Source organism: Streptomyces sp. NPDC055749 (genome assembly GCF_053617235.1).
Window position 1 is genome coordinate 20,532 of sequence record NZ_JBSHFH010000010.1, and the last position, 15,372, is coordinate 35,903.

Here is a 15,372-nt window from a genome sequence, read left to right on the forward strand (position 1 = left end):
CCGGACGGGCCCTAGCGGCGGGCACCGCCGATGCGGCCCTCCAACTGCACCAGCAACTCGCTGAGCTGCGCGCTCAGTCGGCTGCGCGCCCCGTCGTCGAGGCCGGAGAGCACACCGCGTTCGTACGCGAGCTGCTGGGGCAGCAGCTCGTCGACGAGGCCGCGGCCCTCCTCGGTGAGTCGGACGTGGGCGACCCTGCGGTCCCGGTCGTCGCTGCGGCGGTCGACCAGGCCGCGTTCCTGGAGGGCGCGCAGGCGCTTGGTCACGGCGGCGCCGGACGAGAACGTTTCGCGGGCCAGCTCGCCGGGCGTGAGTTCGCGGTCGGTACGGCGCACCGCACCGAGCAGGTCGAATTCGGCGCGCGTCAGTCCGGCGGACCGCAGCGGGGCGTCCTCCGCCTGCTGGAGGAGCGCGGCGCAGCGGTTGATGCGGCCGATGATCTCCATCGGGCCGGTGTCGAGCTCCGGATCGACGGCCTGCCACTGCCGTACCACCGAGGCCACGATGTCGTCGGTCACACCGCTCCGTTCCGAGGAGGTGGGAGGGCGATCAGCCCTTGTCTTCGTGCTGTTGCGGCGAGCGTACGGTGTCCGGCCTGCTCGGCCGTGGCAAGCCGGTCCCCGGGCAGGGCGCGCTGCCACCATTCGCCCGCCGCGGCGTCGGCGGCCTGGCGCAGTTCGACGAGGGAGCCGGTGAGCGTACGGCGTGCCCCGGCCAGCTCGACGGTTCCTGACGCAGGGTCGGCGACGGCCCGTACGGCGTCGGCGCGGGCAGCCTCGGCAGCGGCGAGGGCCTTCTCGACGTGTCCGGATGCGCGCCGGTTGGTGACGGCCGTCGCGGCGAGGAAGCCGGCGACGGCACCGACGAGGGTGTCGAGGACCCTGTCCCCGATGAGTTCACCGGCCGGATGGGTACCGCCGAACTCCAGGACGAGGAGGGCCATCGGGGTGACGGCGACCGAGCCGAGCCAGTAGTTACGGGTGATCAGGGCCTCGGCGGCGAAGTTGAAGAAGAGACAGCAGATGATCAGGGCGAGCGGTCCGGTCCGGCTGACCGGGAGCACCGCGGCGAAGACCAGTACGCCGATGAGGTTGCCGAGGGTGCGCTGGAGAGTCCGGTGCCAGGACAGGGTGACGTTGGCCTGGTAGAGGGAGGCCGCGGTGACGATCGCCCAGTACGGCCGGCCGACGCCGAGTGCGGCGCAGGCGTATCCGGCCAGGGCGCAGCCGACGAGGGTGCGCACGGCGACGGGCAGCAGCGGGGAACCCGGGGCGAGGGCGCGCAGCAGGCCTCGGCGGGCACCGCGGCGGTGGGCGGCTGGTTCGGCGTCGACGCCGAAGAGCCCGGCCGTGGTTCCCGGCAGCGGTGGCGGGGAGGGCACGGGACCGCGGGCTCGTGTCGCGGCGGCCCAGGCACGCAGCTTCGCCGTATCGGGTACGAGTGCCCCGGCGTGCCCGTCAAGGGCTGTTGCGGCGAGTACGGCCTCGGCGTGGACCACGAGACGTTCCAGCTCCCGGCGTACGGGGGTGGGGCGGCCCGCGCCGAGCAGTGACTGCCAGGCGCCGTGCACGGCGGCGGTCGCGGCGTGCCGCGTGCGGTGGCCGGGGGCGGCTGCGTACGCGGCGGTGACATCGAGGGCGCGGGCGGTGGCGCGGCGCTCGGGGCCTTCCCTGCGCAGCATCGCGGGGCCGACGGCGACGAGCCAGGCAAAGGTTCCGGCGGCGAGGGTGAGGGCGAGGTGTCCGGGGACCTGGCCGAGTTCCTGCGGTGCGAACAGGGCTGCGGAGGTGACGAAGGTGAAGATGACATGGCCGGGCGGCCCGATACGGGTCGCGTCGCAGAGCGCCTTCTGCGCGGCGGCCAGCAGCGCGGCGACCGCGATCAGGGCCGCGGTCGAGTCGGTGACCGACGCGGTGACCAGCGCTGCGGCGAGGCCGGCGAGCATGCCGAGCACCACGCGTGCGACGGTGCCTGCCCGCCGGGCGTACGGAAGGCTGTGGCCGTAGAGCGCGCAGAGAGAGCCCGCCATCGTGTACATCACGAGGTCGAGCCGGTCCACGGCGAGGAGCAGCAGGTCGGGCACGGCGGAAGCGACGACGACGCTCAGCGCCGGTTTGAACCAGGTGTCCGACGGGCGCGCGAGGCGCAGTGCCCCGACCACCTGGAGGCTGCGGGCGGAGGGCCGCCGGGACGAAATAGCTGCATCACTCACTCAAATACCTTAGCAGGTATTACACCCGTAAAATATTTCCTCTCGGAGCGGCCCGATGGCTGAGGTGTGCGGCCGGTCATAGCGTGCAGGAGACGTACATCAACACGTTCACCGAGGGAGAAGAATGAAGTACTCCAAGCCGCTGGACACCGGCCCCTGCTGGGTCGAGCTGAGCACTACGGACATCCCCGCCGCGAAGTCGTTCTACGCGGCGCTGTTCGGCTGGCGTGCGGAGACCGATCCGCGCCCGGAGGCCGGCGGCTACACCATGGCGCGTCTCGGCGACGCCGCGGTGGCCGCGTTCAGCCCGGTCTACCAGCCGGGGCAGCCCACCGCCTGGACGGTCTCCTTCTCGACCCGGGACGCCGACGCCGCGGTGGAGAAGGTGAAGTCCGAGGGCGGCGCACTGCTGGCCGGCCCGATGGACGTCTTCGATCTGGGCCGGTTCGCGGTGGTCGCCGACCCGTCGGGCGCGGCGTTCTCGCTCTGGCAGCCCCGCGACTTCGCGGGCGCCGAGGTCCTCAACGATCCGGGCGCCCTGGGCTGGGTCGAGCTCTCCACCCGTGACACGACGGAGGCCCTCGCCTTCTACCCGGCCGTCCTCGGCTGGACGGTCAAGGGCGCGGAGTCGTACACCCACTGGGGCGTGGACGGCGCGGACTTCGGCGGCATGATGGCGATGGACGAGAAGTTCCAGCCGGAGGTGCCGCCGCACTGGCTCCCGTACTTCGTCGTCACCGACGTCGACGCCACGGCCGCCATGGCGCTGAGCGCGGGCGGCGACCAGCTGATGCCGCCCACCAGCATCCCGGACGGGCCCCGGATCGCGGTCCTTCGTGACCCGCAGGGCGCCGTGTTCGGCATCCACAAGTCGTACGAAGAAGGCTGAGGGAGCCCTTCGGGACTCTCAGCCCAGGCCGCGGGCGTCCTGCTTGAGCGCGGTGTCGACCGTCAGGGCCGCGGCGACGACCAGGCTCAGCAGCGGCTCGGGCAGCTGGTGGTGGATCTGGAGCACGTAGTTGTCGGCCGTGGTGAACATGGTCTTCGCGAGACCTTCCCAGGTCTTCGTGATCCGGGCTATCTCGGCGTCGTTGTGGTCGACGATCGCGAAGTTCCAGGCGCGCCAGTTCTCCGCCTTGATCGCGCCGATCTTCCGGCCGTCGACCATGATGGCGAAGTTGATCTTGCCGATGGCGTTCTGCTGGACGATCTCGCCGACCGGCTGTCCGTCCGGGCGCTGGACGACGACCCGGGACTTGATGAACTTGGCCGGCCGCGTGAGCAGCAGCTGCGGCTGGCCGTACGCGTCGCGGATCTCCAGGCGGTGCGTCAGGTACTGGTCGATGCTCGCGACGAACCGGAGCACCTTGCGCAGCGCGCTCTGGCCGACCTGCACGACCGAACCGACGGTGTTGCCCTGCTGGTCGAAGACGCTGTACTCGGTCGTCACCTCGATCAGCTTGGCCTTCTGGTTCACGACCAGGACCTGCTGATTGAAGAGCGTGCCCGCGCCCGGGGCTCCCTGCTGGGTCTGCACAGCCTGCAGGGGCACCTGGTGCGGAACCTGCGCGGCCTGCGGCTGGGGCTGGGGCTGACCCTGCGCCGGGTTGGTGTGTTCGGTCCACCGAGAACCGTCCCAGTACCGCAGCAGCTGAGGCGCGCCATGGGGATCCGGATACCAGCCCGCAGAAACGTTCGAGTGCGTTGTCACCGGGGCACACTATCCCGCGAACCTGTGACCCCACATTCCTTGAATCTTCACACACCACTACGATGGCGGCGATGACCAGGCTGAGCGAGCGGACGGACCGGCGACGGAGCGGCGCACGCGTGCCCGCCGCCCTCGGCTGGGTCCTGGTCCTCCTGGCGATGGTGTTCTGCTGCTCGTTGAGCACCGCCGTGGCTGCCTCGCCACCGGGCGACACCGCGCCCCCGGCGCCCGCCCGGGCCATGACCCCGACGCCCGAGAGCGCCGCCTCGCTCGTGGTGGCCCACGCACCGGACCACCGGGGCATGGGCAGTTCCTGCCACGGCACCTCGGACCACTCCTCTGCGGTCGTCATGCCGGGGCCGCCCGCACCCGTCGGCCTTCCCACCGCCCCGGCGGTGGCCCCGGCCGTCCTCCCGCTGTCCGGAGCCGCCGCGATCCGCGGCCCCTCCAACGACGGCGTGGGCGCGGTCGACCGTCTCCGTCTGCAGATCCAACGGATCTAGAGGCCGGCCGGCCCTCCTTCGGGCCGGCTCCTGCCTCTACCTTCCCCACGCATCGCGCACGCCCGCGCCTGCGTCGTCCCGTTGAACCCGAGGACCAGTCATGGCTTCCGCCAAGAACAAGAACCAGAACACCCCCGCCGCCGCCCGCCGGGCCAAGCTCGACGAAGCCCGCCGCAAGGAGCGGGCACGCGAGCGCCGCGTCCGCATCATCACCATCAGCGCCTCCGTCGCCGTGGTCGCCGCACTCGTCGCCGGAGGCGGCTATCTGATGGCCGCGGCCGACGACAAGGACAAGGCCGAGGAGCAGGCCAAGTCCTCCCCGGTCAAGGGCGAGAAGACCTGGGACAAGCTCAAGCAGAACCATGTGAGCCAGAAGGTCGACTACCCGATGAACCCGCCCGTCGGCGGCGACCACAACCAGGTGTGGATGAACTGCGACGCCGACGTCTACGCCGAGGAGATACCGAAGGAGAACGCGGTCCACTCCCTGGAGCACGGCGCGGTCTGGGTCACGTACAACGACAAGGCGAAGGACGCCGACATCGAGGCGCTCAAGAAGCGGGTCTCGACCACCCCGTACTCCCTGATGAGCCCCGTCGCGGACCAGAAGGACCCGCTGATGCTCAGCGCCTGGGGCAAGCAGGTGACGGTGAAGAGCGCGACCGACTCACGCGTCTCCCAGTTCTTCGCCAAGTACGTCCAGGGCCCGCAGACCCCTGAGCCGGGTGCCGCCTGCTCGGGCGGGCTGGACAAGTGACCTCCGCCGTACGCGCCCCCCGCCCGATGGTGCTGGCAGGTGCCGTGGTGTTCCTGCTGGCGCTGGGTCTTGTGGTGCTCACGATCGGACAGCCGTCCTCGGCGGCCTCGTCCGGTACGTCCTCGTCGGCCGCGCCCGCTGAGACCTCCGCCGATGTGGGCTTCGCCCGCGACATGGCGGTCCATCACCAGCAGGCCGTCGAGATGTCCTTCATCGTCCGCGACCGTACGGACGACGAGGACGTGCGCCGTCTCGCGTACGACATCATCAACACCCAGGCCAACCAGCGAGGCATGATGCTGGGCTGGCTGGAGACATGGGGCAGGCCGAAGAGCTCGGAGCAGCCACCCATGAAGTGGATGGGGCACACCGTCACGGCCACGGGCGACGGCTCGCTGATGCCGGGCATGGCCACCGACGCGGAGCTGGACGAGCTGCGGGCGGCCAAGGGCACGGCGGCCGAGATCCTCTACCTGCGGCTGATGACCGTCCACCACCGCGCCGGCGCCGAGATGGCTCGGGCGGGGGCCGCGGCGGCGGGCACGGACGAGATCAAGAACCTGGCGGCGGGCATGGTCCGCGGCCAGCAGTCGGAGATCGGGCTCATGGCGGACATGCTGAAGGAGCGCGGCGCCACGGCCTGACGAGCGACGGTTCGTCCTCGGACGGGGCCGCCCCGTCGCCCGGTCCGCCGGGCGGTGGGGCGGCCCTCGCTCTGTTCGGCGGCAGGTGCTGCCTGCCGGAGATAGGGTCAGCGACAATATGAAGAGCAACCTCACACCCCTGGGGCCCAAGGCGGACAAGGACACCGTGCGACGCCACAACCTGAGCCTCGTACTGCGGGCCGTCCGGGACGAGGGCGAGGCCGGGGAAGCGACGAGGGCCGGAGTGGCCGGCCGGGTGGGGCTGACCCGGGCCGCCGTGTCCTCACTGGTCGAGCAGCTCATCGAGAGCGGTTTCCTCACCGAGTCCGGGAAGACCTTCAGCGGGCAGGCCGGGCGCCCCGGCACGGCCCTCAAGGTGACGCGTACGGGCCCGGCCGGGCTCGGCGTGGAGATCAACATCGATTACGTGTCGGTGTGCGTCGTGGATCTGGCGGGTACGGGGCGGGTCCGCCAGACCGAGCATCTCGACAACCGGGGAGCGCCGCCCGCCGAGGTGCTGGCCCGGGCGGCGCGGATCGCCGCGGGCACGCTGGAGTCGGCGCGCGAACAGGATCTGCACCCGGTCGGGGCCGCGCTCGCGCTGCCGGGTCTGGTGTCCGGCGGTTCGGTGCGCCAGGCGCCCAACCTCGGCTGGAACCAGGTGCCCGCCGAGGCTTTGTTCGCGGACGCGCTCGCCGGGCTGCGGCCCGGCCGGGCGGCGCTGCCGGTGAGTTCGGAGAACGAGGCCAATCTCGCGGCGCTGGCCGAGCTGTGGTTCGGCGGCCTGGACAAAGCGCGCAGCTTTCTCTATCTGACGGGCGAGATCGGGGTCGGTGGAGCCCTGGTGCTCGACGGTGAACTGCTGCGCGGTGCGCACGGTTTCGCCGGGGAGATCGGGCATGTGGTGGTGGACCCTGCGGGTCCCGAGTGCCGTTGCGGTTCCCGGGGCTGCCTGGAGCAGTACGCGGGACAGGCGGCGCTCCTGCGCGCTGCGGGTATCGACGGCGACCGCACCGGTTCGGTGGCCGAGCTGGAGAGGCGTGCGCGGGCGGGCGACGCGCGGGCGGTGGACGCGGTGGCCGAAGCAGGCCGGATGCTGGGCAGGGTGCTGTCGGGGGCGGTGAACCTGATCGACCCGGAGGCGGTGGTGCTCGGCGGTATCTACCGGAGCCTGATGCCGTGGCTCGCGCCACCCGTCGACGAGGAGCTCACGGGCCGGGTGGTCTCCGGCCTCTGGTCCCCCGGCAGCGGAAGGCTGCGTGCCTCGTCCGTGGCGGGGGACGCGGCGCGGGGCGCGGCGGCCCTGGTGATGCAGGACGTGCTGGCCGACCCGGTGGCGTACGCCGGGCGGAACGTACCGTCGCGACTGCCGTGACGGGCGGACCGCCGGTGCTGCCGATCGCCGTCGGTAGGGTGGCCCGATGACTGAGACCTGGGGCCCTGACGACACCGGTGTACTGACCTTGCCGTCCGGCCTGCTGGTGCGCGGCCGGGGGCTGCGCCACCCGCTGCCAGCCGGATCGGTGCCCGCCTTCGGGGTGTATCTGCTGGGCGAGGAACCGGCTCCCGTCACATGGGAGTCGCGATGGGTGCCCTGGCCCGACTTCCGGCTTCCCAAGGACCGGGTGCGGGCCCGGGAGGTGTTCGGAGAGGCTCTCGCGCGGGCGGCCACGGAGCGCGTGGAGGTCGCCTGCGGAGGCGGCATCGGGCGCACCGGCACCGCGCTGGCCTGCATGGCCGTGCTGGACGGGGTCCCGGCTGACCGGGCCGTGGCGTTCGTACGCAGCTCGTACCATCACCGTGCCGTCGAGACCCCGTGGCAGCGGCGTTTCGTGCGGCGCTTCGACGCCCTGGTGTGACGCCGGGCATGGGAGGGAAGCCTGATGGTTCCCTCCCACGGACCCGTGTACGCGCCAGGGGTCAGCGCACCCCGAGCAGGTGGTCCATCGCCAGCTGGTCCAGGGCCTCGAACGCCATGCCGCGTTCGGCCGCCGCCGTGATGTCGAACTCCTCGTACGCCGAGCGGTCGGCGAGCAGTCCCGCCACGCCGTCGGCGGCGGTGGGCAGCGCCAGTTCGTCCAGGCGGGATGCGAGCAGCGCCTCCTGCACGGCCGGGTCGGCGCGGAACGCCGCCGCGCGCTCCTTGAGGATCAGGTAGTTGCGCATGCAGCCCTCGGCCGAGGCCCAGACGCCCGCGTAGTCCTCGGTCCGCGGCGGCTTGAAGTCGAAGTGGCGCGGGCCCTCGTAGCCACCGGTCTCCAACAGGTCCACCAGCCAGAACGCCTGGCGCAGGTCCCCGGCGCCGAAGCGCAGGTCCTGGTCGTACTTGATGCCCGACTGGCCGTTGAGGTCGATGTGGAAGAGCTTTCCGGCCCACATCGCCTGGGCGATGCCGTGCGGGAAGTTGAGCCCGGCCATCTGCTCGTGACCCGTCTCCGGGTTCACGCCGACCAGTTCCGGGCGCTCCAGGCGCTCGATGAAGGCGAGGGCGTGGCCGATGGTCGGGAGGAGGATGTCGCCGCGCGGCTCGTTCGGCTTGGGCTCGATCGCGAAGCGCAGGTCGTAGCCCTGCTCGGTGACGTAGTCGCCCAGCAGGTCGAACGCTTCCTTCATCCGGTCGAGCGCGACCCGGATGTCCTTCGCCGCCCCGGACTCGGAGCCCTCGCGCCCGCCCCACGCCACATAGGTGGTGGCGCCGAGTTCGACGGCGAGATCGATGTTGCGGAGGGTCTTGCGGAGCGCGTACCTGCGCACGTCCCGGTCGTTGGCGGTGAACGCCCCGTCCTTGAAAACCGGGTGGGTGAAGAGGTTCGTCGTGGCCATCGGCACCACGAGTCCGTTCGCGTCCAGCGCCTGCCGGAACCGCTTGACGAGGCCCTCACGCTCCGCGTCCGTCGAGCCGAACGGGATGAGGTCGTCGTCGTGGAACGTGACCCCGTACGCGCCGAGCGCGGCGAGCCGCTGCACGGACTCGACCGGGTCGATCGCCGCGCGGGTCGCGTCACCGAACGGGTCGCGCCCCTGCCAGCCCACTGTCCACAGACCGAAGCTGAACTTGTCCTCCGGTGTGGGCGTGAAGCGTTCCGTCATCGTCTGGCCGCCTTCGAGTGAGCTATTTGTTCAGTGTCATGACTAATCATGCACGGAGGGCCCGCGGGACGTAACCCCCTCCACTACGAAACCTGGTTCACCCCTGGTCCGGCGGGGTGCGATCCCGTAATTTGTTTGCCTGACGTTCAAATCTCCGACGAGAAGAGGTAGCCCATGCCGCCGCGCAGCGTCGTCATCGGCGTGGACAGCTCCACCCAGTCCACGAAAGCGGCGGTGACCGACGCCGTGACCGGCGAGCTCCTCGCCGTCGGCCGCGCCCCGCACACGGTCACGGGTGAGGGCGGGGCCCGCGAGAGCGATCCCGAGATCTGGTGGCAGGCGCTGTCCCGGGCGGTGGTCGCCGGGCTCACGGAGTCCGGGATCGGCCCCTCCGCGGTCACAGGTATCGCCGTCGCCGGACAGCAGCACGGCCTCGTGGTGCTCGACCGGGAGGGCCGGCCGCTGCGCCCGGCCATGCTGTGGAACGACACCCGGTCCGCCCCGCAGGCCGCCGCCCTCACCGCCGCACTCGGCGGCCCCGGCGAGTGGACCGCGCGCACCGGCTCGGTGCCGGTCGCCTCCCTCTCCGCGACGAAGTGGCAGTGGCTGCGCGAGAACGATCCAGGCACCGTCGCGGCTGCCGCCGCCGTCCGGCTCCCCCACGACTTCCTGACCGAGCGCCTCACGGGCACCGCCTTCACCGACCCCGGGGACGCTTCGGGGACCGGCTGGTACTCGACGGCCAAAGGCGCGTACGACCCCGAACTCCTCGCGCTCATCGGCCTGGACGGCTCCCTGCTGCCGGAGGTGGCCGCCACCGGAGCGACCCGGACGGGCTCCCTGACCACAGCCGCCGCCGAGGCACTCGGCCTGCCGGCCGGGATCGCCGTCGCGGCGGGCACCGGCGACAACATGAGCGCCGCCGTCGGTCTGGGCCTGGGCGGCGCGGGGCTCCTGGACCACCCGGTGCTCAGCCTGGGGACCTCGGGGACGGTGTTCGCCGCGTCCCGAACCCGGCCCGTGTCGGCGGCCCTCTCCGGCTTCGCCGCAGCCGACGGTACGTACCTCCCACTGGCGTGCACCCTCAACTGCACGCTCGCCGTCGACAAGGTGGCCACCCTGCTGGGCCTGCACCGCGACGACACGGCGCCCGGCGGTGAGGCCGTACTGCTGCCCTATCTGGACGGCGAACGCACCCCCGACCTGCCCTTCGCCTCCGGCCTGCTCACCGGCCTGCGGCACGACACCACCCCGCAGCAACTGCTGGGCGCCGCCTACGAGGGCGCGGCCTTCACCGTGCTGCGCGCGCTCGACGAGCTGCTGCGGGCCTGCGGTCTCGACCCGGCCGACCCCGCTGTCGCCGCCCGCCCGCTGCGGCTGATCGGCGGCGGGGCCGGTGGCCGCACCTGGGTGGAGACCGTGCGCCGCCTCTCCGGGCGCCCGCTCGTCGTGCCCGGCAGCGGTGAGCTGGTCGCGCGCGGCGCCGCGGCGCTCGCCGCATCGGCGGCCGGCGGCGGCGATCCGGTGGCCGTGGCGGCCTCCTGGAACACCGGCGAGACCGACCGTCAACTACCGCCGGTCGAACGGGACATGGAGACCTGGGAACGGGTAGGGGCCGTACTGGAGCGGGCCGCGGGACCGGTACTCGGAGGCTGAGCCCGGGTCACGAACCGGCCTTCCCCGGACCGGTTTTGGGATGCCAACGGATCTTCAATAGGATCCGGCGATGATCATAAGAAGACGGCTGCGGGCCGGGGTGTGCGTACTGCTCGCCACCCTGGCCGCGTGGCTCGGCACCACCCTCCCCGCCGCCGCGGACGAACCCACCGGCTCCACATCCCCCAAGGTCGAGCTGGTCCTCGACGTCAGCGGCTCCATGCGTGCCAAGGACATCGACGGCCAGTCCCGGATGACCGCCGCGAAGCAGGCGTTCAACGAAGTGCTGGACGCGGTGCCCGAAGAGGTGCAGCTCGGCATCCGGACGCTCGGCGCCGACTACCCCGGCGACGACCGCAAGACCGGCTGCAAGGACACCAAGCAGCTCTACCCGGTCGGCCCGCTGGACCGTACCGAGGCCAAGACCGCGGTCGCCACCCTGGCACCCACCGGCTGGACCCCGATCGGTCCCGCGCTGCTCGGCGCGGCCGACGACCTGGAGGGCGGCGAGGGCACCCGCCGGATCGTCCTCATCACCGACGGCGAGGACACCTGCGGCCCGCTCGACCCCTGCGAGGTGGCCCGTGACATCGCAGCCCGCGGTGTCCATCTGGTCATCGACACCCTGGGCCTGGTACCCAACGCCAAGATCCGCCAGCAGCTGACCTGCATCGCCGAGGCCACCGGCGGAACCTACACCGCCATCACGCACACCGAGGAACTCTCGGGCCGCGTCAAGCAGTTGGTGGACCGTGCCGCGGAGCCCGTGGTCACTCCGGTGGCGACCGAGGGCGCCGACAGCTGTTCCGCGGCCCCGGCGCTCAAGGCCGGTCTCTACACGGACCGCGAGAAGTTCGGCGAGCACCGCTGGTACCGGGTGGACGTGCTGCCGGGCCAGGAGCTGCGCGCTTCGGTGAGCGTGTCGGCCGACCGCGCCGTCAACAACGACTACGGCGTCCTGCTGCGGGCCCTGACCGTGCACGGCCGCGAGATCGTCCGCGGTTCCGAGGCGGGCACCGGCCGTACGGACGTGATCTCGTCCGGGCTGCGCTACCCCAAGGCCGAAGAGGACGGCACGGACGAGGAGGACCTGAGCCCCGAGGCGGTCTGCCTCCAGGTCAGCAACTCCTTCTCGGCCCCCGCTTCGGTGAAGACCTCCCCCGGCATGCCGGTCGAGCTGACCATCGACGTCGTGGACGCTCCGGACGAGGCGGCGGACGTCGCCGCGTTCGGTCTCGGCCGCGGCTGGTGGCTGCTCGGTGTGCTGGTCCTCACCGGACTGGTCGCGGGCCTGCTGACCGGCTGGATCTCGCGCTGGCGTGTCGCCGTATGGAGGACCAACTGATGCGTACGACACGTGTACTGACGGCCACCGTGCTGGCCGGCCTCGCCCTGCTGACCTCGGCATGCTCCGCGACGGACGACAGCCCCTCGGCAGCCGCGAGCACAGGCTCAAGCACAGGCTCGCAGACGAGTACGAGCACGAGCGCCGCGTCCGACAGCGAGGATGGACCCACGGAAGCGGGCACCACCTTCCGTACCGCGACCGCCGTCCAGCAGGGGCAGCGAGCCACCGCCGAAGCCTCGACGGGCGACTACCTGTACTGGGTGTTCCCCGCCGACGCGGGACAGCGGGCGACCGTTCGCACGAAGGTCACGCTCCCCGAGAGCGCCACCCGGCACGGCGTGTCCACCTGGCAGGTCGACGTGTACGACGGACTGCGGCGGCGGCAGGCGTGCATGTACGGCCATCAGACCCGCAAGGCGGCGGCGGACGCGGCCACGGTCGAGCTGACCTGCGTCCTGCGGACCGTACGCGCCTGGTCGGAGCCGTGGGCGAACGATCCGCTGCCCGGCAGCTATTACGTACGTCTGACGGTCCTCGATCTGCCAGCGACGGACCTCGGACTGCCGGTGAACGGCGAGCTGGAGGTCACCTCCGTCGACGGGGGCGGCGCCCACGACGTGGACGGCTCGCTCGCCGAACCGCTGGTGCCCGGCGTGTCCTCCGTGGAGCAGGCGTCGGACGACGGGACCGCGGTGGAACGGGTCTCGCTCGGCAGCGAACCGGACGACGGCTGGGCCTCCGGCTGGTGGACTGACCGCTGGCTGTGGACCGTGGGCGGCGGCGTGCTCGGTGCGCTGGCAGCCGTCTTCGGCTACTCCCTGACGCGCGGCAACGGCCGTCCCTCCCGGGTGCCCCCGGGCGTCTGACCGACGGCCGCTCGGGACGGGTGCGGCGCGATGCCGGACCCGTCCCGAGCGGCGGGCCAAAGGCCGTGTTCGAATACGTGTCCTCTTGCGGCTACGCTCGACAACTCACCTACTCCACAAGGCCGATGACGGTTCCGGCCATGCGGGTCACTGCGTACCGGCTGCGGTGCGCCACCAGGGAGCGGAGTCCTTTCATGTCCAGGGATACGGAACTCGTAGCGGGCCCCAGGGGGTTGCCGTTCCTCGGGAACCTTCCTCAGTTCGGGAAGGACCCGCTCGCCTTCTTCGAGCGTCTTCGCGGCCACGGGGACATGGTGCGCTGGCGATTCGGCCGCAACCGCTGCGTGTTCATCTCCGACCCCGACTGCATAGGCGAGCTGCTCACCGAGACGGAACGCACCTTCGACCAGCCCGCGTTGGGCATCGCGTTCCGTACCGTGATGGGCAACGGCGTGGTGGTGGCGCGTGGTTCGGACTGGCGGCGCAAGCGTTCACTGGTCCAGCCGTCCGTACGGCCCAAGCAGGTGAAGTCGTACGCGGCGACGATGGCGTCGTGCGCGGTGGAGCTGGCGGACACCTGGTCGGGCGGTGAACGGGTCGACATCAAGCGGGAGATGGCGGCGCTGACGCAGAAGATCGCGGTACGCACCATCTTCGGCGTGGACACCCCGGCCGACGCGGATTCCATGGGCCGGGCGATGGATGTCGCCCAGCAGGAGATCGGCAAGGAGTTCAGCGGTATCGGCGCGATCCTCCCCGACTGGGTGCCGACGCCGGGCCGGGCCAGGATCAGGAAGGCCGCCGCGGTCATCGACGCCGAGGTGAGCCGGGTGGTCGCCCGCCACCGTGACGGCGACGGGGAACGCCCCGATCTGCTGAGCCGGCTGCTCACCGCGGTCGACGAGACCGGCACGCACCTCACCGACGAGGAGATCCGCGACGAGACGGTCACCCTCTACATCGGTGGTCACGAGACGACCAGTTCGACGCTGGTGTGGGCCTGGTACCTGCTCGCCCGCAATCCGCAGGCGCGCGCGGCCCTCACCGAGGAACTGGACCGGGTGCTCGGCGACCGGGAGCCCGGCTTCGACGACTACGCACAACTGACCTACGCCCAGTCGGTGGTGAAGGAGACGCTGCGCCTGTACCCGACGATCTGGCTGGTCACCGGGGTCGCCAAGGAGGGGGCGAAGATCGGCGGCGTACCGATGCCCGTGGGGACGCGGGTGTGGAGCAGCCAGTGGTCCACCCAGCGCGACCCGCGCTGGTTCCCCGAGCCCGAGACCTTCCGGCCGGAGCGCTGGGACCCGGAGAGCGGCGACGAGATCGCGGAGTACGCGTGGTTCCCGTTCGGCGGCGGCCCCAGGGTCTGCCTCGGTACGCGCTTCGCGATGGTGGAGGCCGTCCTGATCCTGGCCGTGCTGGCGCGGCGCTTCGATCTGGACGTGGACCCGGGCACGATCGGCCACGTACCGTCGCTGACCCTGCAGCCCGACCGCGAGGTACTGGCTACGGTGCGGGCGCGGTGACGCAGGACATGGTCTGAGGGCGCTGCCGCGGATGACCGTCCGCGGCAGCGCCCCGCCTCATGCGGCCCGTCCTACTTCTTCAGCCACTTCTTCCACACGTCCGGGTTCTCCTCGATCCAGCGCCCGGCCGCCTGCTGCGGGGTGAGCTTCTCCGAGGCGATCATCGTGGACACCTCGTTCTGCGCGTCCTCGGTCCACTTGAACTTCTTCAGGAAGTCCGCGGCCTCACCGCCCCGCTTCGCGAAGTCGGCGTTGAGGTACTTCTGCAGAGGTGTCGTCGGATAGGCGCAGTCGATGGCCTTCGGGTCCTTGGCTGCGCACTCCTCGGTGTACTCGGGGAGCTTCACCTCCACCATCGGCACCTCGTTGAACAGCCACTGCGGCTGGTACCAGTAGCTGAGGAAGGGCTTCTTCTCCTTGGCGAACTGCTGGATCTGGGTGATCTGGGCGGCCTCGGAGCCGGCGAAGACGACCTTGTAGTCCAGGTCGAGGTTCTTTACCAGTGCGGTGTCATTGGTGACATAGGACGGTGACCCGTCCATGAGCTGGCCCTTGTCGCCGCTCTCCGGGGTGCGCAGTTCGTCGGCGTACTTGTCGAGGTTCTTCCAGTCCGTGACGTCGGGGTGCTTGTCCGCCCAGTACTTCGGTACGTACCAGCCGATGTGACCGGTGACGCCGAGGTCGCCGCCCCGGACGATGGTCTTCTTGTCCTCGACGTACAGCTTCTCCTGGTCGGGGTGGCCCCAGTCCTCCATGATCGCGTCGACGCGGCCCTGGCTCAGGGCGTCCCAGGCGGGGATCTCGTCGGTCTGGACAAGGTCGACGCGGTAGCCGAGTTCGTCCTCCAGGAGCTTCTGGGCGACGGCCACGTTGGCCTGCGCGCCAACCCAGGACTGTACGGAGAGCGTGACGGTCTTGATGCCCGCCGGGGCGGCGAAGGGTGAGGTCTGCTTCGTCATGTCCGCGGCGCCGCAGCCGGTGACGGCGAGCAGGGCGGCGGCCGATGACACGGCGGCGAGGACGCGGGTTCGGGTGCGGATCGGCGTACGAGCCATG

At 71.3% G+C, this 15,372-nt stretch carries 15 protein-coding genes; 10 read left to right on the forward strand and 5 right to left on the reverse strand.

From position 1 onward, the window contains the following. Positions 1-11: 11 nt before the first annotated feature. Together ACWGO0_RS10020 and ACWGO0_RS10025 are read right to left on the reverse strand one after the other, a co-directional pair. Positions 12-518 (reverse strand): MarR family winged helix-turn-helix transcriptional regulator, encoded by a 507-nt coding sequence (locus tag ACWGO0_RS10020; protein ID WP_453530802.1) that lies wholly within the window; start codon positions 516-518, stop codon positions 12-14. Then, on the reverse strand, positions 515-2,212 hold the full coding sequence (locus tag ACWGO0_RS10025; protein WP_453530805.1) for an FUSC family protein: 1,698 nt from the start codon (positions 2,210-2,212) through the stop codon (positions 515-517). Before ACWGO0_RS10025 ends, ACWGO0_RS10020 begins: the two co-directional genes overlap by 4 nt. Positions 2,213-2,336: 124 nt before the next feature. On the opposite strand from ACWGO0_RS10025, the gene ACWGO0_RS10030 reads away from it, so the two are divergent. Beyond that, a complete protein-coding gene (locus tag ACWGO0_RS10030; RefSeq protein ID WP_453530808.1) occupies positions 2,337-3,101 on the forward strand; it encodes a VOC family protein in 765 nt (254 codons plus the stop codon). Between the two features lie 18 nt (positions 3,102-3,119). Here the strand turns inward: ACWGO0_RS10030 and ACWGO0_RS10035 are convergent, their stop codons facing one another. Beyond that, positions 3,120-3,923, reverse strand: coding sequence for a phospholipid scramblase-related protein (locus ACWGO0_RS10035; protein WP_453530811.1), 804 nt, complete (start codon positions 3,921-3,923; stop codon positions 3,120-3,122). A gap of 71 nt (positions 3,924-3,994) precedes the next feature. On the opposite strand from ACWGO0_RS10035, the gene ACWGO0_RS10040 reads away from it, so the two are divergent. The 5 genes from ACWGO0_RS10040 to ACWGO0_RS10060 all read left to right on the forward strand — a co-directional run bounded on the left by ACWGO0_RS10040 (position 3,995) and on the right by ACWGO0_RS10060 (position 7,686). Then, positions 3,995-4,426, forward strand: coding sequence for a hypothetical protein (locus tag ACWGO0_RS10040; RefSeq protein WP_453530814.1), 432 nt, complete (start codon positions 3,995-3,997; stop codon positions 4,424-4,426). Positions 4,427-4,526: 100 nt separating this feature from the next. After that, on the forward strand, positions 4,527-5,183 hold the full coding sequence (locus ACWGO0_RS10045; protein WP_453530817.1) for a DUF3105 domain-containing protein: 657 nt from the start codon (positions 4,527-4,529) through the stop codon (positions 5,181-5,183). Between the two features lie 26 nt (positions 5,184-5,209). Then, positions 5,210-5,827, forward strand: coding sequence for a DUF305 domain-containing protein (locus ACWGO0_RS10050; protein WP_453531149.1), 618 nt, complete (start codon positions 5,210-5,212; stop codon positions 5,825-5,827). Between the two features lie 118 nt (positions 5,828-5,945). Next, positions 5,946-7,202 (forward strand): ROK family protein, encoded by a 1,257-nt coding sequence (locus ACWGO0_RS10055; RefSeq protein WP_453530820.1) that lies wholly within the window; start codon positions 5,946-5,948, stop codon positions 7,200-7,202. Positions 7,203-7,248: 46 nt separating this feature from the next. Beyond that, on the forward strand, positions 7,249-7,686 hold the full coding sequence (locus ACWGO0_RS10060) for a protein-tyrosine phosphatase family protein (RefSeq protein ID WP_453530823.1): 438 nt from the start codon (positions 7,249-7,251) through the stop codon (positions 7,684-7,686). Positions 7,687-7,747: 61 nt separating this feature from the next. On the opposite strand, the gene xylA is transcribed toward ACWGO0_RS10060, so the two are convergent. Continuing rightward, a complete protein-coding gene (xylA, locus tag ACWGO0_RS10065; RefSeq protein WP_453530826.1) occupies positions 7,748-8,917 on the reverse strand; it encodes a xylose isomerase in 1,170 nt (389 codons plus the stop codon). A gap of 174 nt (positions 8,918-9,091) precedes the next feature. On the opposite strand from xylA, the gene xylB reads away from it, so the two are divergent. The 4 genes from xylB (at position 9,092) to ACWGO0_RS10085 (ending at position 14,316) form a co-directional block, all read left to right on the forward strand. After that, positions 9,092-10,573 carry a xylulokinase gene (gene xylB / locus ACWGO0_RS10070; protein ID WP_453530829.1) on the forward strand — a complete coding sequence of 494 codons (1,482 nt, stop codon included), beginning with the start codon at positions 9,092-9,094 and terminating at the stop codon, positions 10,571-10,573. Positions 10,574-10,643: 70 nt separating this feature from the next. Beyond that, a complete protein-coding gene (locus ACWGO0_RS10075) occupies positions 10,644-11,918 on the forward strand; it encodes a VWA domain-containing protein (protein WP_453530832.1) in 1,275 nt (424 codons plus the stop codon). Further along, a complete protein-coding gene (locus ACWGO0_RS10080) occupies positions 11,918-12,787 on the forward strand; it encodes a hypothetical protein (protein WP_453530835.1) in 870 nt (289 codons plus the stop codon). The genes ACWGO0_RS10075 and ACWGO0_RS10080 overlap by 1 nt, the downstream gene beginning before the upstream one ends. A 194-nt stretch (positions 12,788-12,981) precedes the next feature. After that, positions 12,982-14,316, forward strand: a complete 1,335-nt coding sequence (locus ACWGO0_RS10085) for a cytochrome P450 (RefSeq protein ID WP_453530838.1) — start codon at positions 12,982-12,984, stop codon at positions 14,314-14,316. Positions 14,317-14,387: 71 nt separating this feature from the next. Here ACWGO0_RS10085 and ACWGO0_RS10090 read toward each other — a convergent pair whose 3' ends face one another. After that, a complete protein-coding gene (locus tag ACWGO0_RS10090; protein WP_453530841.1) occupies positions 14,388-15,371 on the reverse strand; it encodes an ABC transporter substrate-binding protein in 984 nt (327 codons plus the stop codon). Position 15,372: the final 1 nt, after the last annotated feature.